Origin of the sequence: Kineococcus arenarius subsp. arenarius, assembly GCF_050871845.1 — a bacterium.
Classification (GTDB): domain Bacteria; phylum Actinomycetota; class Actinomycetes; order Actinomycetales; family Kineococcaceae; genus Kineococcus.
On the sequence record NZ_JBJLSE010000001.1, the window covers coordinates 151,081 to 172,073 of the forward strand.

A 20,993-nucleotide genomic window follows, 5' to 3' on the forward strand; every position below is an offset into this window, starting at 1 on the left:
GAACCTTGGCCCGGAACTCCGCTGCACCCGCTTCCTGGCACCTGGGGCTGATGCTGGCGCTGACGTTCTCCACCGGGGTCGTGGACGCCGTCGGCTACCTGGGTCTGGACCGCGTGTTCACCGCGAACATGACCGGGAACGTGGTGATCCTGGGCATGGCCCTGACCGGTGCCGAGGACCTGCCCGTGCTCGGTCCCAGCCTGGCCCTGGTGGCGTTCGTGCTCGGTGCCGCGCTGGTGGGGCGGGCGCTGCGCCGGGCGGCCAAGGGCTGGACGACGGCCTGCACGCTCGTGATCGCGCTCGTCGGCGCGGGGTTGGCCGTGCTCGCCGGTGTCACCGCCGCCCTCGGCGACGCGATCCCCGTGCAGGAGGGCGAGACGCCGCCGCCGGCCGCGCTGGTGGTCACCTCCACCCTCGGTCTGCTCATGGGGGCCCAGGCGGCCGCCGCTCGCCGCCTGGCCGTCAAGGACGTCACCACGGTGGTGGTCACCTCGACCCTGACCGGCCTGGCCGCGGACTCCCGCCTGGCCGGCGGGACGGGGGAGGGGTGGCGTCGGCGGCTGGGCGCTGTGGTGCTCATCCTCGCCGGTGCCGCCGCGGGTGCGGCGCTGCTGCGCTGGCACGTCGGTGCCGGGCTGGCGGTCGCCGCCCTGATCACCCTCGTCAGCGCCCTGCTGGGGCACGTGCGCGCCCGCGTCCGCCCGGCGGCGACCGAGCCTCGGCGTGTGGACACCCGCACCTGATCAGGGACGCTGCCGGCCGGGCTTGACGGCCAGCACGGGCCGTTCCGCCTCCAGCAGGATTCGCTGCGCGTTGCTGCCCATCAGGAGCTTGCCCACGGGGGTGCGTCGGCGCAGGCCGATGACGACGACGGAGGCGTCCACCTCGTCCGCCACCCGCAGCACCTCCTCGGCGGTGTCGCCCTCGTGCCCGGCGCGAAGCACCTCCAGCGCGATCCCGCGCTCGACCGCGCGCCGGTGCAGCGAGGTCACGACGTCGTCGGCGGCGTCGGCGCTGACACGGGCGCCCGAACGCGGGGAGTTCAGCAGCAGCAGGTCCTCACCGCGCCGCTGCGCCTCGCCCTCGGGGGTGGGAAGGTAGCCGACCAGGACGGTCACACGAGCTCCTCGGTGTTCTCGGTGTCGCGGCTCCCACGCGCGGCGGCGCGACGGGCGAGTCGGTTCTGGACCAGGGGCAGCAGCAGGACGAGCACGAACGCGACCAGCAGCGCCCCGGAGATCGGGCGGGTGACGAACCCGGTGACGTCGCCGTCGAAGACGAGCAGGGAGCGGCGCAGGTCGTCCTCCAGCAGGGCGCCGAGCACGAAGGCCACCACGAGCGGGCCGGGGTCGAACCCGAACTTCACCGAGCGTGCCGGCACCCGCCCGGCGGTCGGCCGTGCGCAGGCGCTCGCGAGCGCGCACGTGCTGTCGCGGTCCGGCGACCACCACGCGGGGATCAGCTCGACACGCCGACAGCCTCGGACCAGCTCCTGCAGGTGGCCCGGTGGTGGGGAGCGCATCGCTGCCCGAGGTTGGGCTGTGGCGCGAGTCCTGCGCTCAGCGGGCGACCATGCCCGCCGACAGGTCGATGTCCGCACCGCACAGGCCGGGCATGCACAGCGCGGCGACGGTGGCCGTGGCCACCTCCTCCTCCGTGACCATGCGCCGCAGAGCGGCGCGGGAGACGAACGCCGCCTCGGCCTGTGCCGGCGTCGTCCCCGTGCGCTCCGCCTCGCGGGCGAAGTTGCGGGCCATGCGCGGTCCTGCGACGGGGCCCGGGGAGACGGAGTTCACCATGACGCCCAGCGGGCCCACCTCGGTCGCCAGCGTGCTCGTCAAACCGAGCACCGCCATCTTCGACGCGGTGTACGGCGTGCGCCCGGGCAGCGGGCGCTTGCCGCTGACGGAGGCGATGTTCACCACGTCCCCCGCCCTGCGCTGGAGCATCGGCGGCAGGGACGCCCGGCACACCAGGTAGGTGCCGCGAACGTTGACGGCGAACACCTCGTCCCACTCGTGCGGCTGGACAGCGGTCAGGTCGGCGACCGGGCCGGGGACACCGGCGTTGTTGACCAGGATGGAGATCTGCTCGTCGGCGAGCTCGCCCGCGAGGGCGTCCACCGAGGCGGGGTCGGAGACGTCGCAGGTCGCCACCCGGGCCATCGGCCCGATCGTCGCGGCGGTCTCCCGCAGCGGTCCCTCGCGGCGGCCGACGAGGACGACGCGGGCGCCGTGCCCGGCCAGGGCGAGCGCGATGGCCCGCCCCAGCCCGTTGCCGGCTCCGGTCACCAGGGCGGTGCGCCCGCCGACGACCTCGTTCGCGGCCCTCACACCGCGCTCACGAGGCCGCGGGCGAGGACGCAGCGCGGTCGAGGGAGCGCACGTCGATCTCGTCCAGCTCCAGGTGGCGCCGGTCCGGGGCGAAGGAGACCGCGACGATCGCCACCAGGGTGCAGGCGATGGCGAAGACGGTGACCGGCCACAGGCTGCCGTCGGCCCACAACACCAGCGCCGCGGCCAGCGCGGGGGCGAAGCTGGCCAGCAGGATCGAGGCCATCTGGTAGCCGATGGAGATGCCGGAGTAGCGCACGGCCGTGGGGAACATCTCGCAGTACAGGGCGGGCAGGGGTGCGTAGACCATCGCGTGCCCGAGCGCCATGAAGATGACGACGCCGAGAGTGATCGCCCACATCTGCCCCGTCTGCACCAGCGTGAACACCGGCCAGGTGGTGACCACGATGATTCCCGCACCGATGAGGAACGTCCTGGGCCGCCCGATGCGGTCCGAGAGCCTGCCGAAGACGGGGATGAGCGCGATGTTCGCAGCCGCGCCGACCATCGAGGCGACGAGGCCGTAGCTGCGCGGCGCGCCGAGGTTCGTGGTGACGTAGGACAGGATGAAGGTCGTGAACAGGTAGTAGTTCCCGGCCTCGGCGAACCGCCCGAAGATCGCGATGAGCAGCGGCCGCTTGTGCTCGCGGACCAGCACGACGGCCGGCGCCTTGCGCTGCTCCATCTCCGCGTCCATCTTCGCCTTCTCCGCCAGGAACGCCGGGCTCTCGCTGGCGCGCAGTCGGATGTACAGGCCGACGACGGCCAGGACGATCGCCAGCAGGAACGGCAGCCGCCAGCCCCACGTCTCGAAGGCGTCCCCGGAGATCCACGCCGACAGCGACACCGCGGCGGTACCCAGCAGCAACCCGGCGGAGACGCCGATCTGCGGCCAGGAGCCGAAGTAGCCGCGGCGGCGACGGGGCGCGTTCTCGACCGCGATGATCGCGGCGCCGCCCCACTCACCGCCGACGGCGAAGCCCTGCGCCAGGCGCAGCGCGCACAGCAGCAGCGGCGCCGCCACCCCGATCTGCGCGTAGGTCGGCATCAGACCGATGGCGGCGGTCGCGACGGTCATCACCGAGAAGGTGAGGATCAGCGTCGACTTGCGCCCGATGCGGTCGCCGAGGTGGCCGGCGATGACGGCCCCCAGCGGGCGGGCCAGGAACCCGACGCCGAAGGAGGCCAGGGAGACGACCTGCCCGACTCCGTCGGAGAGGTTGGGGAAGAACAGGCTGCCGAACACCAGCGCGGCCGCTGCTCCGTAGATCGTGTACTCGTACCACTCGACGATCGCACCGATGGTCCCGGACTGCAGGGACCGGCGGCGCAACTGCTCGGGGGTGGGGGCGGTCTTCTCCATCGCGGGATCGCCGTCGATCGGTGGCGGGAGGGGAGGGCGGCAGGGCTTGCTCAGGCGGAGGCGCCCTGGAAGTGCTCGCTCCAGGGCAGCGGGGCACCGGCGTACTTGGCGGCGCGCACGTCACCGGAGCGCGCGTGGCCCTCGAACAGCTCCACGCGCGCGGCCCGCCCGCACAGGGTTCCCAGCCGGGCCGAGGCACCCTGGTCGCGCACCTCCTGGTAGGTGACGGTGCGCAGGTACTTGCCGACCCACAAGCCGCCGGTGTATCGGGCGGCGCCGCGGGTGGGCAGGACGTGGTTGGTGCCGATCACCTTGTCCCCGTAGGAGACGCAGGTGCCCTCACCGAGGAACAGGGCGCCGTAGGCGTGCATCTTCTCCAGCGCCAGGCGCGGCTGCGCGGTGAGGACCTGCACGTGCTCGAACGCGAAGGAGTCGGCGATGCGCCAGGCCTCGTCGAGGTCGTCGGCCACGATCACCTGACCGTGGTCGCGCCAGGCCGGCCCGGCGATGTCGCCGGTGGGCATGCCGGGCAGGATCTGCTGGACGTGCTCCAGGACCCGGCGGCCGACGTCCTCGCTGGTGGTGACGAGCACGGCCGGGGACTCCGGGCCGTGCTCGGCCTGGGAGAGCAGGTCGACGGCCACGACGAACGGGTCGGCGCTCTCGTCGGCCACGACCAGGATCTCGGTGGGGCCGGCGAACAGGTCGATGCCGACCTCGCCGAACAGCTGCCGCTTGGCCTCGGCGACGTAGGCGTTGCCCGGCCCGGCCAGCATGTCCACCCGCGCCACGCTCTCGGTGCCGACGGCCATGGCGGCCACGGCCTGCACACCGCCCAGGACGTGGATCTCGTCGGCGCCGGCCAGGTGCATCGCGGCGATCGTCGCGGCGGGGATCTCGCCGCGGATCGGCGGCGTGCAGGCCACCACGCGCGGGACCCCGGCCACCTTGGCGGTGATGATGGTCATGTGCGCCGAGGCGGTGAGCGGGTAGCGGCCGCCCGGGACGTAGGCGCCGACGGCTGCGACGGGCAGGTGCTTGTGGCCCAGGAAGACCCCGGGTTCGGTCTCGACCTCGATCTCGCTCATGGACGCCAGCTGCGCCTCGGCGAAGCGGCGCACGTTGGCCTGCACGGTGGTGATGTCCTCGACGACCTGCTGCGGCAGGGTCGCCACGATCTCGCGCACCTGCTCGTCGTCCAGGCGGAAGGAGACCGGCTCCCAGCGGTCGAAGCGGGCGGACAGCTCGCGCACCGCCGCATCGCCGCGGGTGCGCACGTCGTCGACGATCCCGCGCACGGTCTGCGCGATCGTGTCGTCGCCGGCGAACGAGGTGGAGGTGGAGGTGGCGGTCTTCAGGGTGTGGGACATCTCAGCTCCGTGTGCGCGACGTCGGTGTCTCGGTCGTGGTGCTCGTGGCTCGCTGCAGATCGCCGCGGTCGTCGGGGACCGCGGGGGCCACCGCGGAGGACGACTGCGGTGGACATGGTGTTGGATACGTATCCAACACGGGTGCGACCGTAAGTGCCGGACATCGGGTTCGTCAACCCTTCATCGAGCCGCGGTCAGTCCGCGCTCGCTGCCGCGGACCGGCCGCTCGGGTCGCCGCAGGACGCGGTCGTGCTGCGCAGCACCAGGTCCACCGGCAGCACCTCGTGCCGCAGCGGTGCGTCGGGGTCCGCCAGCCGCTCCAGCAGCAGCCGGGCGGCCACCTCGGCGATGCGCGCCAGCGGCTGGCGGACCGTCGTCAGCGCGATGCGCTCCCAGGAGGAGGTGGGCACGTCGTCGCAGCCGACGACGCTGAGGCCACCGGGCACGTCGACACCCTCGGCCGCCGCGGCGTTCAACGCCGCGTGCGCCATCACGTCGTTGTGGCAGAACAGCGCGCTCGGGCGGTCGGAGCCGGCGAGCAGCTCGCGCACCGCCGCGTAGCTGGTGGCGTAGTCGTACCCGCCCTGCACGGTGACCAGGCTCGCGCCCGGTGCGCGCTCGGCCAGCCGCGCGCGGAAACCCGCCGCGCGCTGCTCGGCGGTACTGGCCTGCGCGGTGCCGCAGAGCATGCCCAGGCGGCGGTGCCCCAGCTCCAGCAGGTGGTCGGCGACCAGCCTGGCCGCACCGGCGTTGTCCGCCTCGACCTGGTCGCCGGGGAACCCCTCGATCGTCCGGTGGCACAGCACCACCGGGATGCCGTGCTCGCTGACCGGCCAGGCCAGCGGGTCCTCGCGCACGGCGGAGGTGAACACCACGCCGTCGACGCGCTCCCGGCGCAGCATCGCCAGGCTCTCCTGCGGTGTCGCCACGTCGCTGAGCAGCAGCAGGCGCAAGCCCTGCTCGTGCAGCACCCGCTCCACCGCCCGCACCATGATCGGGTAGAACGGGTTGGTCAGGTCCCGGATGACGACGCCGACCAGGCCGGTGCGGGCGGCGACCAGCGAACGGGCCGCCAGGTTCGGCTGGAAGTCGTGCCTGGCCAGCACCTCCAGCACCCGGCGCCGGGTGTCCGGGGCGACGCTGCCGCCGTTGAGCACGCGCGAGACCGTCGATTGCGCGACTCCCGCCTCCCGGGCGATCTGGACGCTGGAGACGGACGTTCGCCGGGCCATCGGTTGCACTCCCTGGGGACGTGGAACCGCCCACGATAGGCGCTGGCCGTCCCCGTTCAGTCCTGCTCGAACACGATGAGCTGGCGCACGGCCCGTCCGTCCGCGAGCGTGTCCATCGCCTCGTTGAGGTCCTCCAGCGCGATCGTGGAGGAGATCAGCCGCTCCACCGGCAGTCGGCCCTGCCGCCACAGCCGCACGTAGGCGGGGATGTCCCGCGAGGGCACCGCCGAGCCCAGGTAACTGCCCACGACGGTGCGTGCCTCCGCCGTCAGCCCCAGCGGCGCGATCTCCGCACGGGCGTCCGGGGAAGGCAGCCCGACCGTGACGGTGGTGCCGCCGGGCGCCGTCAGCTGGACCGCCGTCTCGAACGCGCGCACGTTCCCGGCCGCCTCGACGACCACCGGGGCCTTCACCCGCTCCTCCAGCGCTTCCTGCGGGGTCAACGCGCGGGACGCGCCGACGGCGCGAGCCGCGGAGAGCTTGTCCGCCACCGTGTCGACGCCGATGACCCGCCCCCTGCCCAGGGAGGCCGCCGTCATGACGGCGGCCATGCCGACACCGCCCAAGCCGACCACGACCACGTCGTCGCCCTCCCGAGGCCGGCCGGCGTTGAGCACCGCCCCACCCCCGGTGAGCACCGCGCACCCGAGCAGCGCCGCGACCGCCGGGGGGACGTCCGCGTCGACCGGCACGATCGAGCGCCGGTCCACCACCGCGTGCGTGGCGAAGCCGGAGACGCCCAGGTGGTGCTTCACGGGCCGATCGCTGCGCCGCAGCCGCAGGCCCCCGCCGAGCAGTTCACCGGCGGCGTTGGACGCGGTCCCCGGCCCGCAGGGCAGCTTGCCGTCGGTGCGGCAGCCCGGGCACTGCCCGCAGCGGGGCAGGAAGGTCATGACGACCCGCTGGCCGACGGACACGTCGTCGACTCCGGCGCCGACCTCCTGCACGATCCCTGCCGCCTCGTGCCCGAGCAGCATCGGCACCGGGCGCACCCGGTTGCCGTCCACGACGGACAGATCCGAGTGGCACAACCCGGCTGCCTCGATGCGCACCAGGACCTCTCCGGCACCGGGCGGGTCCAGCTCGAGCTCGCTGATCGTGATCGGTCGAGAGCAGGCGAAGGGGCGTGTTCGCCCGACCGCTTCCAGGACGGCTCCGCGGATCCTCAGCGCTCGCCTCACTGCTCCTCCTCCTGGCGCGCGCTCGGCCGGTGCCGAGCCACGGGCCGTGCCAGCGTAGGTCGCGGCGCGAGGGGCACGCGCGGGGGCGGCCGACGAAAGACGTGCCATGCCCGAACGTGGTCAGGGGTCTGCTGCAGGCGGTCCGTCAGGGCCTGTTCGAGCGCATCCTCGCCCACCCCAGCGCCCGAGGACGGGTGGTCGAAGACGTACGGGTCGCGCGTCAACCGCTGGGCGGACTCGGAATCCGGTGCGGGCAGCTGGCCGGGTGGCGAAGTCGGAGGGCGCGGCACCGATCCGCTCGTGCAGGCGGGACGTGATCTGCTGGCAGAGGACGTCGTGGGACCACTCCTGCTGCAGGGGCTGGGCGGCGTACCAGTCACGAGTGTCCCGCTCGTTCAGGTCGCGTGCGGGCACGGGCGGCACCCAGCCACCCGTGCCCGGCAGCCTCGGTCTGCCGGTTCACACGTCCCTGGCGGGGGTGAGCTCACGCCCGCGCTCGCGGTGTTGACGCTCGCAGTGCCGGTCCTCGCGCGCTGGACACCCGCGGGTCTCGCCGCCCCCCGCAGGGGCGTCTTCGGCAGGCCTTCGGGGCTGGTGACACCCGCCCCGAGTGGCACCCGGGGCGGTGACGACCCGGTGAGCGACCCGCTGCGACCGGTACCGCACCGCGCGGGCGAGCAGGTCGCCCAGCGAAGCGACCTGTCACCCGGTCGTGCAGCAGAGCGGACCCCGACGATGCCGCTCGGCTGAGTCGTGCTTCGGTTGGTCGCGCTGTCGACGCTCCTCTACCGTTGAAACCCGGCCCGCGCTGTGACGTCGTCTTCGTGCACCGGCGCTCCGGGTGAGCGGGACCGGCGGCAGTGGTGGTCGGTGCAGGGGGGAAGGTGCCAGGGTGACCCAGGTCCACGTCGAGTCGCAGACCGGTTCCGAGCCGCCGGCCAGCGCGTTGCAGGGCGCGATCACCTTCATGGTCTTCCTGGTGGCGATGGCTGTCCTGGGTGTGGGCCTGGGGCACCTGCTGCACAGCTACCTCCTCGGTGCAGGTGCTGGAGCGTTGCTCGCCTCGGCCATCACGGCGGCCAGCGCGTGGGCGCGTCGGCGCCAGTGAGTTCGGCCAGTGAGTTCTCGGCACTTCCTCGCACCCTGCCGGTGCGCTCACCGACGGCGAGGACAGGCAGCGGTTCCGACGTCCCTCTTCGCGCCGACGCGGCTGGACACCCAGGCACAGGCGCTGGAGCGCATCGGCATCGGACCGACGGGGGAGTCCTTCGAGAGGATCAAGCGCGAGGCCGGCACCGGGGGGCCGCCGAAGCCCGTGGTGAACGCCGATGCGCGGCTGACGGCCTCGCTCGTCAGGTAGGTGGTTCCACCACCCGTCAGGAACGCATCGTGCGGGGACTGTCGGCGTTCACCGCCCACGACCTCGACGTCGATGAGGACATCGCCGGCAGCGAGCACCTGCTGGGCGATCGCGACCACGCCCTGGTGCACCTGATGCGTGCCGAACGCACTTCGCGCGTCGGTGCCGACGACGGCGTCGCGGTCCACGCCCGTGCCGAAGACGGGGAAGAGGAAGGCCACCCCGGTGGGGGCGATGGTGGCGGCGAAGAGCACGCCGGCGCTGAGCACCCGCACCCGGTTGTCCAGCCGGCCGCAGCCGATCCAGCGGTGCACCGGGTCGCAGCGCAGCAGCAGGGCCGCCGGCCAACCGACCACCTGCGTCCACAGCGGCGCGTGCACCGCCTCACCGGGCAGCGCCTGCTGCACCACGAGGGCCAGCACGGCGATGCCCACCGCCGCCCAGGCCAGGCGCGCAGCCGTCACCCGACTGCTGCTGCCGGCACGCGCACCGCCTGGCGCACTGCCCGACACGCCGCTTCCACGAGCTGATCCGCACCCGCACGCCGGCGGCGTGCGGACCTTGCGCGCCGGTGCACCGGGTGCTCCGTGCGCCGGTCGGCTCCCTGAACCCGGCGAACGAGTGATCGCCCGCCCGCACCTGCGGGCGCCGTGCTTCGTGAGCGCCAGCAGCGCGCGAGGGCCGCTCGTCGCGCGAGCGGTGGCGGTGCCGGGCTGCTGCTCGCGGCCTCGCGGACGACCTGCCGCAGCCGCTCGCTCACCGCTGCCGGGCAGCGTCAGCGGCTCCCGGCGCCATCGGCTCGGCGGCCTCCCGGCCCGGCAGCGGCGGCGGGGTCCCGCCGAAGGCCGGGCACAGCGCCTTGTGGTCGCACCAGGAGCACAGCCGCCCCGGGGTGGCGGGCCACTCGCCGCTGGCCCGGTTCGCCTCGATCGCCGCCCACAGCGCCCGCACCTTGCGCTCGGTGGCGCGCAGGTCGTCCTCGTCGGGGCTGTGGCCGACCACCTCACCGGAACCCAGGTACACCAGCTGCAGCGAGCGCGGCACCACTCCGCGCAGGCGCCACAGCACCAGCGCGTAGAAGCGCACCTGGAACAGGGCCGCGGCCTCGAACCGCTGCGAGGGCGCCCTCCCCGTCTTGTAGTCGACCACCCGCAGCTCCCCGGAGGGCGCCACGTCCACGCGGTCCACGACCCCGCGCAGCAGCGGCCCGTCCTGCAGCGCCACCTGCACCCGCACTTCCCGCTCGGCCGGTTCGAGCCGGGTGGGGTCCTCCAGCTCGAAGTAGCGCCGCAGCAGCGCCCGGGCGCCCTGCAGCCACCTCGCCAGCTCCGCGCGCCCGGCCTCGTCGTCGGCGAACAGCGAGCGCACCCGCGGCTCGCGCTCACCCAGCTCCCGCCAGCTGCCCTCCACCATCGCGCACGCGGCCGGCGCGGTGCGCTCGGCCGCCGGCAGGTCGAACAGCCGGTCCAGCACGGCGTGCACGAGGGTGCCGCGCACCGCCGCCGGCGAGGGCGCCTCCTCCAGCCGGTCGATGGTGCGCAGGCGGTACAGCAGCGGGCAGCGCAGGAAGTCCGCCGCCCGCGAGGGCGACAACCCCCGCGCGCTCGGCGCGGCGGGGTCGGCGCCGGGCGCGGCGCTGTCGGCGGCGCTGTCGGCGGGGACATCGGCGGGGACACCGGTGGTGCTGGACACGGCGCCGAGGGTAGGTGCCGCCTGCGACACGCGGGTGCGCCCGCCGCGGGGCGCACGGCGCGGGTGCGCGGCGGGGGCACCGCCACCGGCCGCCTAGGATCGGCGGGTGCGCTGCCCCCGAGTCCCCGACCGCCCCGCCGGCGAGGCCCGGTGAGCGGCGCCGGCCTCCGCCTGGGCCGCCCCTTCGGCGTCCCGCTGCTGCTCGCACCCTCGTGGTTCCTCTTCGCCGCCGTCATCGTGTGGGTCTTCGCGCCCGTCGTGGCCGTGCGGGTGCCCGGCCCGACCTCGTACCTCGTGGCGTTCTCCTACGCCGTGCTGCTGCTGGTCTCCGTGCTCGTGCACGAGGTCGCCCACGCCCTGGCCGCCCGCTGGTCCGGCCTGCGGGTGACCGGCATCGTCCTGAACGTCTGGGGCGGGCACACCAGCTTCCAGGACGGCGACGTCGGTCCCGGCCGCAGCCTGCTCATCGCCGTGGTCGGCCCGGTGTCCAACGGGGTGCTGGCCCTGGCCGCCCACCAGGCCGGCGAGGCGGTGCGCGCCCAGCCCGGCCCGGTCGGCGTGGGCGAGCTGCTGCTGGGGGCGCTGACCGTCTCCAACCTGCTCCTGGCGGTCTTCAACCTCCTGCCCGGCCTGCCGCTGGACGGCGGGCACGCCCTGGAGGCGGTGGTCTGGAAGCTGCGCGGCGACCGCCTGGACGGCACCGTCGCGGCCGCCTGGGCCGGGCGGGCCCTGGCCGTGCTGACGCTGCTGGCCGCGGTGGCCGTGCCGCGCCTGCTGGGCTGGCGCGCCGACCTCACGCAGGTCGTGTGGGCCGGTCTGGTCAGCGCCCTGCTGTGGCAGGGCGCCTCCCAGGCGCTCGCCTACGCCGCGCAGCGCCGCCGCGTGCCGCTGCTGTCCGCGCGCGCCCTGCAGCGCCCGGCCATCGCCGTCAGCGCCCGCGCCACCGTCGAGGAGGTCGTGCGCGCGGCGCGCGCCGCCATCGACGCCGGCGCCACCCGGGGGGCCACCCGCGAGCTGGAGGTCGTGCTCGTCACCGACGACGGCGTGCCCGTCGCCGTGGTGGACACCGCCGCGCTGCGGCAGGTGCCCGAGGAGCGGCGCACGGCGCTGGGCGCCGGTGCCACCGCCCGGGCGCTGCCGCCGCGCTCGTGGCTGCCCGGCGAGCTGACCGGCGAAGCGCTGCTGGACGCCGTCACCGCCCGCCCCGGCGAGCACGTCGTGATGGGCCCCGGCGGGCGCGTGGAGGGGCTGCTGCACACCGGCGACGTCGTCGCCGCCGTCACCGCGCGCTGAACGGCCCACCCCACCCCTCGGACGAGCACGGAAGGACCCGCGTTGAACGACGCCCCCACCCCCACCCCGACCGGTGCACCCACCGGTGCGGCCACCCGACGCGGACCGCTGCGCGAGGGTGAGCGCGTGCAGTTGACCGACCCGCGCGGGCGCATGCACACCATCACCCTGACCGCCGGCAAGGAGTTCCACACCCACCGCGGCCGCTTCGCGCACGAGGACCTCATCGGCCGCCCCGACGCCACGACCATCACCAACTCCGCCGGCGTGGAGTACCTCGTGCTGCGCCCCCTGCTGCCCGACTTCGTGCTGTCCATGCCGCGCGGCGCGGCCGTGGTCTACCCCAAGGACGCCGGTCAGGTCGTGCAGATGGCCGACGTCTTCCCCGGAGCGGTCGTCATCGAGGCCGGGGTGGGTTCCGGCGCGCTGACGATGTCGCTGCTGCGCGCCGTCGGCGACGGCGGTCGGGTGCACTCCTTCGAGCGCCGCGCCGACTTCGCCGACATCGCCCGCGGCAACGTGGAGACGTTCTTCGGCGGTGAGCACCCGGCGTGGCGGCTGACGGTGGGCGACCTGGTCGAGTCGCTGCCGGCCAGCGGGCTGTCGGCCGCGGCCGGCACCGGCGCCGACCGCGCCGTGCTGGACATGCTCGCCCCCTGGGAGTGCCTGGACGCCGTGGCCGACGCGGTGGCCCCCGGCGGCGTGCTCATCTGCTACGTGGCCACCGCCACCCAGCTGTCCCGCGTCGCCGAGGCCGCCCGCGCCTCGGGCCGCTGGACCGAGCCGGAGGCGTGGGAGTCGATGGTGCGCGGCTGGCACCTGGAGGGCCTGGCGGTGCGCCCGCAGCACCGCATGGTCGGTCACACCGGGTTCCTGGTCACCACCCGCCGCCTGGCCGACGGCGTCACCCCGCCGCTGCGCAAGCGCCGCCCCGCGCCCGGCGCGCACAGCGAGGACACCGGCACGCAGGCCCCGGGGCAGGACGCCGGGCCCGGCGCGGGCAGCGGGGACGACGGCACCGGCTACGACGGCACCGAGTACGGCGACCGGCCGGTCTCGGACCGCAAGGCCCGCAAGGCCGCCCGCGAGGCCGCCGCCGGAGCGGCCGCCTCGCACAGCGCCACCTTGGCGGGCAGCACCCCGGCCACCCCCTCCGCCGTGGACCCCGCCACCCCCGCCACCGCCTCCGCCGACGCGACCGAGCACGAGGGCTGAGGGAGCGACGTGATGGCGCACAGCCACGCCTGCACCGGCCTGGCCGCCGGGGCGGCCACCCTGCCCCTGGCCCCCCTGCACGGCCCGGTCGGTGCCGTGGCGTGGGTGGCCGTCTGGGGCGGGGCGGCCCTGCTGCCCGACTTCGACCAGGGCGGCATCTCCTGGAAGCGGGCCCTGCCGCGCCCCACCGGCTCCACCGTGGCGCAGATGTGGGGACCGGTCAGCACCCTGGCCGCCGCCGGGGTGGGGCGCTTGGCCGGTGGGCACCGCTGGGGCACCCACGACCCGCTGCTGGCGCCGCTGCTGTTCGGCGCCCTGGCCTGGGCCGCGGCGCTGCACCCGTGGACCTCCCTGGCCGTGCTGGCCCTGGTCACCGGCGCGGCCCTGCGCGGCTGCCACTTCGTCATCCCCGGCCGCGCCGAGACCACCGTCGTCGGCAACCTGCTGCTGTCCTTCGGCACCGCCTGGTGGGTGCTGCACCGCAGCCCCAGCGGCGTGCCCTGGCTGCCGTGGGCGGTCGCCGGCGGCGTCCTGGTGCACGTGCTGGGCGACTGGCTGACCGTCGGGGGAGTGCCCCGCCCGCTGGCCGTGCCCGCCGCCGTGCTCACCGGGCGGCGCCGGCGCACCGCGCTAGGGCTGTTCCGCACCGGGGCGCGCGTCGAGCGCACCATCGCCGCCCTGGCGTTCACGACCGCCGCCGGCCTGCTGGCCCGCCACCTGCTGCTGCGCTGAGGCCCCACCCGCAGCCCCACCCGCAGCCCCACCCGCGGCCCCGTCCGCAGCACCGCGCACCGGCACCCGTCCCGCCGGGGCCGCGCTCGCGGCCCGCCCGCCCCCGCCCGGTCCCGTCTGCGCCGGCGAGCGCCCGAAGCGCACCAGCACCTGCTCGAACCCCTTGTGCCGCTGGGCCTGCGCCAGGCGGGTGTAGGCGCGCCGGTCCGCCTCGGTCAGCACCACCGCGTCCGTCACCGGCGTCAGCAGCGCCCGCGGGTACAACCGCCGCACCCGCACCACGTCCGCCTCCACGCACAGCACCACGCAGCACGAGGCCACGAACAGGAACGCGATGGCGCCCAGCACCACCGTGAAGACCTGGTTGGACACGCTCGAGCGGGCCGCGACCTCCGAGACCAGGCCGCGGCCGAAGTACTGCAGCACCTGCCACAGCACCCCCATCGCCACCGCCCCGGGCAGCACCGTGCGCACCCCGGGCCGGTGCGCCGACGCCAGCCGGAACGCCACCGCGAACCCCACCGCCGCCAGCGCCGCCGCCCCGGCGTGCGAGGCCCACTCGGCCAGCCCCGCCGGCACGTACGCGCTGATCAAGGCGCTGAGCACCGCGGTGCCCACCACGAACATCCCGGCCGTGACCAGCAGCAGCAGCGCCCGCGCCCGCGCCACGAACGGGTTGGGCCGCTCGTTGCGCGGCACCGCCCACGCCACGTTCACCGCGTTCTGCAGCGCCAGGCCCACCCCGGTCGCCCCGTACAGGGCCCCGGCCACACCCACGACCAGACCCACCGCCCCACCGCCCAGGCGCTCGGGGCTGCCGAGCTCGTCGCCGATGACGGGCACCTGCGCCAGCGCGGAGCTCAGCACCGCCTGCTGCGCGTCCGGGTCCCCGGACAGCACGTAGCCCAGGACCGTGGACAGCAGCAGCAGCAGCGGCACCAGCGCCAGCAGCGCGTAGTACGCGATGAGCGCGGCCAGGTAGGCGCCCTGGTCCTCGACGAACTTGTAGAGCACCGCCAGCGGGTAGCCCACGGCGCGGTGCCGGCGCTGGAAGGCGTCCAGGCGCGGCACGGCGCTCTCGCGCGGGCGGGACTGGCTCACGCGCACATCCTGGGCGCAGCGGCGCCCGCGCGCAGGTCCGGCGCACCGGCACGCGGCACCACCACCCGCCACGAGCCTGCCGTAACGAGAACGTTACCTTCCGTGGCGGCCGCGCCGGGGCGCGACCCCCGGCGCGCGGCGCCGCCTCGGGTTAGGGTCGAGCGCATCCACCGCCCGACCGGGTCCCCGGGAGGGCCACGAGGGGGAGGACGCGCCATGACGGAACCCCAGCGCCGCTTCGGCGGCTCAGGAGAGCGGGACGCCCGCCACGCCGCCCTGCTGGAGGAGCAGCTCGGAGCAGCCCGCTCGCGGCTGGCCCAGGTCAACGCCCAGAACGACCGGCTCGCGGCGACCCTGCGCGACGCGCGCGACCAGATCGTCTCGCTCAAGGCCGAGGTGGACCGCCTCGGCCAGCCCCCCGCGCAGTTCGCCACCTTCCTGGCCGCGGTGCACGACGGCACCGCCGACGTCGTCAGCGCCGGCCGGCGCATGCGCGTGGCGGTCAGCCCCGCCGTGGACCTGAGCGCCCTGCGCCCGGGCCAGGACGTCATGGTCAACGAGGCCATGAACGTCGTGGCCGCCTGCGACTACGAGCGCACCGGCGAGCTGGCCACCGTCAAGGAGCTGCTGGACGACGGGCGCGCCCTGGTCCTGGCCCGCGCCGACGAGGAGCGCGTCGTGCGGCTGGCCGGCCCGCTGACCGACGGCCCGCTGCGCGTGGGCGACTCCCTGACCGTGGACACCCGCTCCGGCTTCGCCTACGAGCGCATCCCCAAGGCCGAGGTCGAGGAACTCGTCCTGGAGGAGGTCCCCGACATCGACTACACCGACATCGGCGGCCTGGGCCCGCAGATCGAGGCGATCCGCGACGCCGTCGAGCTGCCCTTCCTGCACGCGGACCTCTTCCGCGAGCACGGCCTGCGCCCGCCCAAGGGCATCCTGCTGTACGGCCCGCCCGGCTGCGGCAAGACCCTCATCGCCAAGGCGGTGGCCAACTCCCTGGCGAAGAAGGCCGCCGAGCTGCGCGGCGAGACCCAGGCCAAGAGCTACTTCCTGAACATCAAGGGCCCCGAGCTGCTCAACAAGTACGTCGGCGAGACCGAGCGGCACATCCGCCTCATCTTCGCCCGCGCCCGCGAGAAGGCCGGCCAGGGCACCCCCGTCGTCGTCTTCTTCGACGAGATGGAATCGCTCTTCCGCACCCGCGGCTCCGGCGTCTCCTCCGACGTGGAGACCACCATCGTGCCGCAGCTGCTCTCCGAGCTCGACGGCGTCGAGCGCCTGGAGAACGTCATCGTCATCGGCGCCTCCAACCGCGAGGACATGATCGACCCGGCGATCCTGCGCCCGGGCCGCCTGGACGTGAAGATCAAGATCGAGCGCCCCGACGCCGAGAGCGCCGGGGAGATCTTCGCCAAGTACCTCACCGCCGACCTGCCCCTGCACGCCGACGACCTCGCCGCCAACGGCGGCAGCGCCCGGGCCGCCGTCGACGCCATGATCCAGGCCACCGTGGAACGCATGTACACCGAGAGCCCGGAGAACGAGTTCCTCGAGGTCACCTACGCCGGCGGCGACAAGGAGGTCCTGTACTACAAGGACTTCAACTCCGGCGCCATGATCCAGAACATCGTCGACCGCGCCAAGAAGATGGCCATCAAGGACCTGCTGACCTCCGGCCAGCGGGGCCTGCGCGTGGAGCACCTCATGAGCGCCTGCGTGGACGAGTTCAAGGAGAACGAGGACCTGCCCAACACCACCAACCCCGACGACTGGGCCCGCATCTCCGGCAAGAAGGGCGAGCGGATCGTCTTCATCCGCACCCTCATGCAGGGCAAGAAGGGCACCGAGGCGGGCCGCTCCATCGACACCGTCGCCAACACCGGCCAGTACCTCTAGCCCCGTCTCCAGCCCCACCCGGCGCCGACCCGCGGCCCCGCACCCCTCCCCGGGCGTGCGGGGCCGCGGCCGCTCAGGGCCGCCCGGCGTCGTGCTCCCAGCCCACCCACGCCGCCAGCAGCGCCCGCGAGTCCGGCACGAAGGGCCACGCCGGGTCCGCCAGCCGCTCGCGCAACCGCCGCGCCGGCTCCCACCACCCCTGCGCCACCTCCGACTCCTGCAGCACCAGCGGCGCCCCGTCCCACCACGCCTCGTACACGAACGCCAGGTAGTGCGTGACCTCGTCGCGGTACCAGCGGCGCAGCACCGCTCGCAGCACCGCGCCGCGCACCCCCAGCTCCTCGGCCAGCTCGCGCTCGGCGGCGTCCCGCGGGCGCTCGCCGGCGCCGACGACGCCGCCGGCCAGGCAGTCGTGCGCGCCGGGGTTCACGTCCTTGCCGTCGGTGCGCCGGTGCACGAACACCGCGCCGTGCCCGTCGCGCAGCAGCACCCCGGTGGCCGCGTGCGGCAGGTTCAGCGCCCGCACCCGCTCACGTGGCGCCGCACCCACCACCCGCCCGGCGGGGTCGGCCGGGTCGTACAGGGCCACCGCCTCCGCTCCCGGGCCCGCCGACGGGCCGGCCGGTTCCCGCCCGGGGCGATCGCTCACGCCGGCTGACGCTACCGGCTCCCCGCGGGCGGCCGAGCGCTCACCGCGCGTGCCGGCGAAGGCGCGCGGCGTCACCCGGCGGGCCCGGGATCCGCCGATGGGGGGATGCTGACGCCCGGGAGGACTCCGCACGACCGACGCACGAGCACCGGGTGAACGGCCTAGGGTGACGCCCGTGCGAGCCCTCCGGAACCGTTCCGCCCGCCCAGCCCTGCCCGCCGCGGCCGCGGCCCTGGCGATCCTGCTGCTCGCCGGGTGCGGCTCCGAGGAGGAACCCGCCGTGCGCACCGCGCCGGTCGAGCGCGGCAGCGTGCAGGAGGTCGTGGAGGCACCGGGCACCGTGCAGCCGCGCGCCTCCTCCACCGTGCAGGCCCCCGCCACCGGCACCGTCGCCACCCTGGAGGTCACCGACGGCCAGCAGGTCCAGGCCGGACAGGTCCTGATGACCATCGACTCCCCGCAGGCGCACGACGCGCTGGAGGAGGCCGAGCGCGCCGACGCCCGGGCCGCCGACGCCGGCTCCGGCTCGTCCGCGGGCACCGACCCCGACGAGCTCGCCGCCCAGCAGCGCCGCGCCCGCGCCGACGCCCAGGCCCGCTTCCAGCAGGCCGAGGAGCAGGCCCGGGCCCTGCCCGACCCGGTCGCCCGCGAGGCCGCGCTGGCCGCGGTGCGCTCCTCGCGCACCCAGTACGAGCTGCTGGCCGCCCAGACCCAGGCGCTGGTCGAGCAGGTCGGCGCCGGCCTGGACGGCGTCGACGCGGCCGTGGCCGCGCTCGGGCAGGCCCAGCGCGTGCAGACCCGCGCCGCCGTGGCCGCCGCGCGCGCCACCGTCGAGGCCCTGACCGTGTGCGCCCCCATCGCCGGCACCGTCTCCCTGGCCGCCACCGGTGCCCCCGCCGGCGCCGCCCTGCCCGCCGGCGCGCAGAGCCTGCTGCAGGGCAGCGGGGTGTCCCTGCCCGCCGGGGCCCTGGACGGCGCCGCGGGCACCGGCACCGCCGGGGCGCCCGTCGTCGCCGCCGGAGCCGCCGTCTCGGCCGGCGCGCCCCTGCTCAGCGTCGTGGACGCCTCGGTGCTGACCCTGACCGCCGACGTCGACGAGTCCGACGTCCTGCGCGTGCGGCCCGGCCAGAGCGCCGAGGTCGGCGTGGACGCGGTGGAGGACTCCACCTACCGCGGCACGGTCACCAGCGTGGACCCCGCCGCCACCGCCACCGGAGCCGGGGCGGTCACCTACACCGTGCGCCTGAGCTTCGACGGCGGCACCACCGACGACGGCCAGGACGCCCCCACCCCCCTGCCGGGGATGTCCGCGGCGGTCTCCCTGGTCGTGCAGGAGGCCACCGACGCCGTGCGCGTGCCCGCCGGGGCGGTGCTGCGCCCCGGCTCCGACGGCGGCGACGCCGACTCCGACGCGGTCTGGGTCGTCAGCGACGGCGCCGCCGAGCTGCGCCCGGTCACCGTGGGCGTGCGCGGGCAGGGCGCCGTGGAGGTCCTCGAGGGCCTGCGCGCCGGCGAGCGCGTCGTCACCGAGGGCGCCACCGACGTCCGGGCCGGCCAGCAGCTGTCGTGACCCGCCCTGACGCCCCCACCCACCCCACCCGCGACGAGCACCCGGCCCGCGACGAGCCCGCCCACCCGGCGCCGCCGGCCGTCGAGGCCGTCGACGTCACCCGTAGCTACTCCTTCGGCGACGGCGAGGTCCAGGCCCTGCGCGGGGTCAGCTTCACCATCGCCCACGGCGAGTACGCCGCGATCGTCGGCCCCAGCGGCTCGGGCAAGTCCACCCTCATGCACCTGCTGGGCTGCCTGGACCGCCCCACCTCCGGCACCCTGCGCGTCGGCGGGCGCGACCTGCGCGAGCTGAGCGACACCGACCTCGCCGAGCTGCGCAACCGCCACATCGGCTTCGTCTTCCAGGCCTTCCAGCTGCTGCCGCGCTCCAGCGCCGTGGACAACGTGGCCCTGCCCCTGCTGTACCGCGGCGTCAAGGCCGCCGAGCGGCGCGAGCTGGCCGCCCAGGCCCTGCGCTCGGTCAACCTCGGTCACCGCCTCGGGCACCGCCCCACCCAGATGTCCGGCGGCGAGCAGCAGCGCGTGGCCATCGCCCGCGCCCTGGTCGGCGAACCGCGCATCCTGCTGGCCGACGAACCCACCGGCAACCTCGACACCCGCAACGGCGCCGAGGTCATGCGCATCCTCGAGAAGCTCAACACCGAGCGCGGCGTGGCCGTCGTCCTGGTCACCCACGACGACGAGGTCGCCTCCCGCGCCCGCCGGCAGGTGCGCGTGCGCGACGGCCTGGTCGAGTCCGACAGCGCGGCCCCCGCGACCGGCGCGCGCACCGGGGGAGCGGCGTGAAGGGCCTGGAAGCCTTCCGGGTGGCCCTGGACGCCCTGCGCGGCAACCGCCTGCGCAGCCTGCTGACCACCCTGGGCATCGTCATCGGCATCGCCGCGGTCATCGTCGTCGTCTCCATCGGCGCCGGCGCCCGCGAGCGCATCGAGTCCCAGGTCGAGGGCCTGGGCTCGAACCTGATCCTCGTGGTGCCCGGGCAGTTCGACACCGGCAACCTCTCCTCCGGTGCGCCCGCGGCCTCCACGCTGCAGCGCTCCGACGCCGAGCTGCTCGCCGAGGTCACCGGCGACCCCGGCACCGTCACCGCCCGCCTCAGCTCCGGCGCGCAGGTGCGGGCCGGCTCGGTGGAGCAGTTCGTCACGGTGCAGGGCACCGACGAGAACCTGCCGGAGGTCTTCACCCGCCCGGTGGCCGACGGGCAGTACTTCACCGGCACCGACGTGGAGGCCCGCCGGCGGGTGGCGGTCCTCGGCTCGCGCACCGCCGAGGCCTTCTTCCCCGGCGCCGACCCGGTGGGCCGGCAGATCACCGTCTCCGGCACCCGCTTCCGGGTGGTGGGCGTGCTCGCCGAGCAGGGCGAGTCGTTCGGCGTGTCCCAGGACAACGAGATCCACGTGCCCATCACCGTGGCCCAGCGCCTGTTCGGCCTGCAGCGCGTGGACGCCTTCGCCGTCAAGGCCCCCGGCGCCGGGGCGGTGCCGCAGCTGTCCCGCGACCTGCAGGCGGCCCTGGAGCAGGAGTACCCCGACCAGGCGTTCAGCGCCGTGACCCAGACGCAGATCCTCGGGGTCATCGGCGACATCCTCGGCCTGCTCACGGGCGTGCTGGCCGCCATCGCCGCCATCTCCCTGCTGGTCGGCGGGGTGGGCGTGTCCAACATCATGCTGGTCTCCGTGCGGGAGCGGACCCGCGAGATCGGCCTGCGCAAGGCGCTGGGGGCGCGCCAGCGCGACGTGCTCGTGCAGTTCCTGGTCGAGGCGGTCCTGCTGACCAGCGTCGGCGGCGTCATCGGCATCGTCCTGGGCCTGGGCGGCTCGCTGCTGGTGGACCGCTTCTCCCCGCTGCCGGCCAGCGTGGAGTGGTGGAGCCCGGTCCTCGCCTTCGTCGTCTCGGCCGCCGTGGGCGTCTTCTTCGGCGTCTTCCCCGCCCGCCGCGCCGGCCGGCTGGACCCGGTGGTGGCGCTGCGCGCGGACTGAGGCCGGGCGCCCCGTAGGGTCG

General features: G+C 75.3%; 19 protein-coding genes and 1 pseudogene. 9 read left to right on the forward strand and 11 right to left on the reverse strand.

The genetic code is table 11. The features are described 5' to 3' along the window. Window positions 1-50: 50 nt before the first annotated feature. Window positions 51-743, forward strand: coding sequence for a DUF1275 family protein (locus ACRYM0_RS00720; protein ID WP_432501183.1), 693 nt, complete (start codon window positions 51-53; stop codon window positions 741-743). On the opposite strand, the gene ACRYM0_RS00725 is transcribed toward ACRYM0_RS00720, so the two are convergent. The 7 genes and pseudogenes from ACRYM0_RS00725 to ACRYM0_RS00755 all read right to left on the reverse strand — a co-directional run bounded on the left by ACRYM0_RS00725 (window position 744) and on the right by ACRYM0_RS00755 (window position 7,467). After that, entirely contained in the window at window positions 744-1,118 is a 375-nt protein-coding gene (locus ACRYM0_RS00725) for a universal stress protein (RefSeq protein ID WP_432501119.1), read from the reverse strand. Continuing rightward, window positions 1,115-1,363: pseudogene (locus tag ACRYM0_RS00730) on the reverse strand (tripartite tricarboxylate transporter permease); the annotation flags it as partial. The gene ACRYM0_RS00725 and the pseudogene ACRYM0_RS00730, both read right to left, overlap by 4 nt. Before the next feature lie 196 nt (window positions 1,364-1,559). Beyond that, window positions 1,560-2,333: an SDR family NAD(P)-dependent oxidoreductase gene (locus ACRYM0_RS00735; RefSeq protein WP_432501121.1), complete on the reverse strand. Its 774-nt coding sequence runs from the start codon at window positions 2,331-2,333 to the stop codon at window positions 1,560-1,562. Between the two features lie 7 nt (window positions 2,334-2,340). Further along, complete coding sequence (locus tag ACRYM0_RS00740) at window positions 2,341-3,696, reverse strand: MFS transporter (protein WP_432501123.1); 1,356 nt, start codon at window positions 3,694-3,696, stop codon at window positions 2,341-2,343. A 50-nt stretch (window positions 3,697-3,746) separates the two neighbouring features. After that, entirely contained in the window at window positions 3,747-5,066 is a 1,320-nt protein-coding gene (hisD, locus tag ACRYM0_RS00745; protein ID WP_432501126.1) for a histidinol dehydrogenase, read from the reverse strand. 194 nt (window positions 5,067-5,260) lie between these two features. Beyond that, a complete protein-coding gene (locus tag ACRYM0_RS00750; RefSeq protein ID WP_432501128.1) occupies window positions 5,261-6,298 on the reverse strand; it encodes a LacI family DNA-binding transcriptional regulator in 1,038 nt (345 codons plus the stop codon). 56 nt (window positions 6,299-6,354) lie between these two features. After that, the gene (locus tag ACRYM0_RS00755) at window positions 6,355-7,467 is read right to left on the reverse strand and encodes an alcohol dehydrogenase catalytic domain-containing protein (protein WP_432501185.1); all 1,113 of its coding nucleotides are present in this window, start codon (window positions 7,465-7,467) and stop codon (window positions 6,355-6,357) included. Between the two features lie 904 nt (window positions 7,468-8,371). On the opposite strand from ACRYM0_RS00755, the gene ACRYM0_RS00760 reads away from it, so the two are divergent. Then, the gene (locus ACRYM0_RS00760) at window positions 8,372-8,587 is read left to right on the forward strand and encodes a hypothetical protein (RefSeq protein WP_432501130.1); all 216 of its coding nucleotides are present in this window, start codon (window positions 8,372-8,374) and stop codon (window positions 8,585-8,587) included. Window positions 8,588-8,634: 47 nt separating this feature from the next. On the opposite strand, the gene ACRYM0_RS00765 is transcribed toward ACRYM0_RS00760, so the two are convergent. Continuing rightward, a complete protein-coding gene (locus tag ACRYM0_RS00765; protein WP_432501132.1) occupies window positions 8,635-9,303 on the reverse strand; it encodes a hypothetical protein in 669 nt (222 codons plus the stop codon). A 292-nt stretch (window positions 9,304-9,595) separates the two neighbouring features. Beyond that, the gene (locus ACRYM0_RS00770) at window positions 9,596-10,531 is read right to left on the reverse strand and encodes a RecB family exonuclease (RefSeq protein WP_432501134.1); all 936 of its coding nucleotides are present in this window, start codon (window positions 10,529-10,531) and stop codon (window positions 9,596-9,598) included. Between the two features lie 150 nt (window positions 10,532-10,681). Between ACRYM0_RS00770 and ACRYM0_RS00775 the strand changes: the two genes are divergently transcribed. From ACRYM0_RS00775 to ACRYM0_RS00785, 3 genes are read left to right on the forward strand one after another with little or no spacing between them, the layout of a single operon-like run. Then, entirely contained in the window at window positions 10,682-11,824 is a 1,143-nt protein-coding gene (locus ACRYM0_RS00775) for a site-2 protease family protein (RefSeq protein WP_432501137.1), read from the forward strand. Between the two features lie 42 nt (window positions 11,825-11,866). Beyond that, window positions 11,867-13,039, forward strand: coding sequence for a tRNA (adenine-N1)-methyltransferase (locus ACRYM0_RS00780; protein ID WP_432501139.1), 1,173 nt, complete (start codon window positions 11,867-11,869; stop codon window positions 13,037-13,039). A 9-nt stretch (window positions 13,040-13,048) separates the two neighbouring features. Further along, window positions 13,049-13,771: a metal-dependent hydrolase gene (locus tag ACRYM0_RS00785; protein WP_432501141.1), complete on the forward strand. Its 723-nt coding sequence runs from the start codon at window positions 13,049-13,051 to the stop codon at window positions 13,769-13,771. On the opposite strand, the gene ACRYM0_RS00790 is transcribed toward ACRYM0_RS00785, so the two are convergent. After that, complete coding sequence (locus ACRYM0_RS00790) at window positions 13,670-14,872, reverse strand: YhjD/YihY/BrkB family envelope integrity protein (RefSeq protein WP_432501143.1); 1,203 nt, start codon at window positions 14,870-14,872, stop codon at window positions 13,670-13,672. The two genes, ACRYM0_RS00785 and ACRYM0_RS00790, sit on opposite strands and share 102 nt — an antisense overlap. A gap of 216 nt (window positions 14,873-15,088) precedes the next feature. Between ACRYM0_RS00790 and arc the strand changes: the two genes are divergently transcribed. Further along, the gene (arc, locus tag ACRYM0_RS00795) at window positions 15,089-16,771 is read left to right on the forward strand and encodes a proteasome ATPase (protein ID WP_432501145.1); all 1,683 of its coding nucleotides are present in this window, start codon (window positions 15,089-15,091) and stop codon (window positions 16,769-16,771) included. Window positions 16,772-16,844: 73 nt separating this feature from the next. Here arc and ACRYM0_RS00800 read toward each other — a convergent pair whose 3' ends face one another. Next, window positions 16,845-17,420, reverse strand: a complete 576-nt coding sequence (locus ACRYM0_RS00800) for an NUDIX domain-containing protein (protein WP_432501148.1) — start codon at window positions 17,418-17,420, stop codon at window positions 16,845-16,847. Between the two features lie 175 nt (window positions 17,421-17,595). Here ACRYM0_RS00800 and ACRYM0_RS00805 point away from each other — a divergent pair, with 175 nt between their 5' ends. The 3 genes from ACRYM0_RS00805 to ACRYM0_RS00815 are packed head-to-tail and all read left to right on the forward strand — an operon-like array spanning window position 17,596 to window position 20,971. Further along, complete coding sequence (locus ACRYM0_RS00805) at window positions 17,596-18,990, forward strand: efflux RND transporter periplasmic adaptor subunit (RefSeq protein WP_432501150.1); 1,395 nt, start codon at window positions 17,596-17,598, stop codon at window positions 18,988-18,990. After that, on the forward strand, window positions 18,987-19,778 hold the full coding sequence (locus ACRYM0_RS00810; protein WP_432501153.1) for an ABC transporter ATP-binding protein: 792 nt from the start codon (window positions 18,987-18,989) through the stop codon (window positions 19,776-19,778). Before ACRYM0_RS00805 ends, ACRYM0_RS00810 begins: the two co-directional genes overlap by 4 nt. Next, window positions 19,775-20,971, forward strand: coding sequence for an ABC transporter permease (locus tag ACRYM0_RS00815; RefSeq protein WP_432501155.1), 1,197 nt, complete (start codon window positions 19,775-19,777; stop codon window positions 20,969-20,971). The genes ACRYM0_RS00810 and ACRYM0_RS00815 overlap by 4 nt, the downstream gene beginning before the upstream one ends. Window positions 20,972-20,993: the final 22 nt, after the last annotated feature.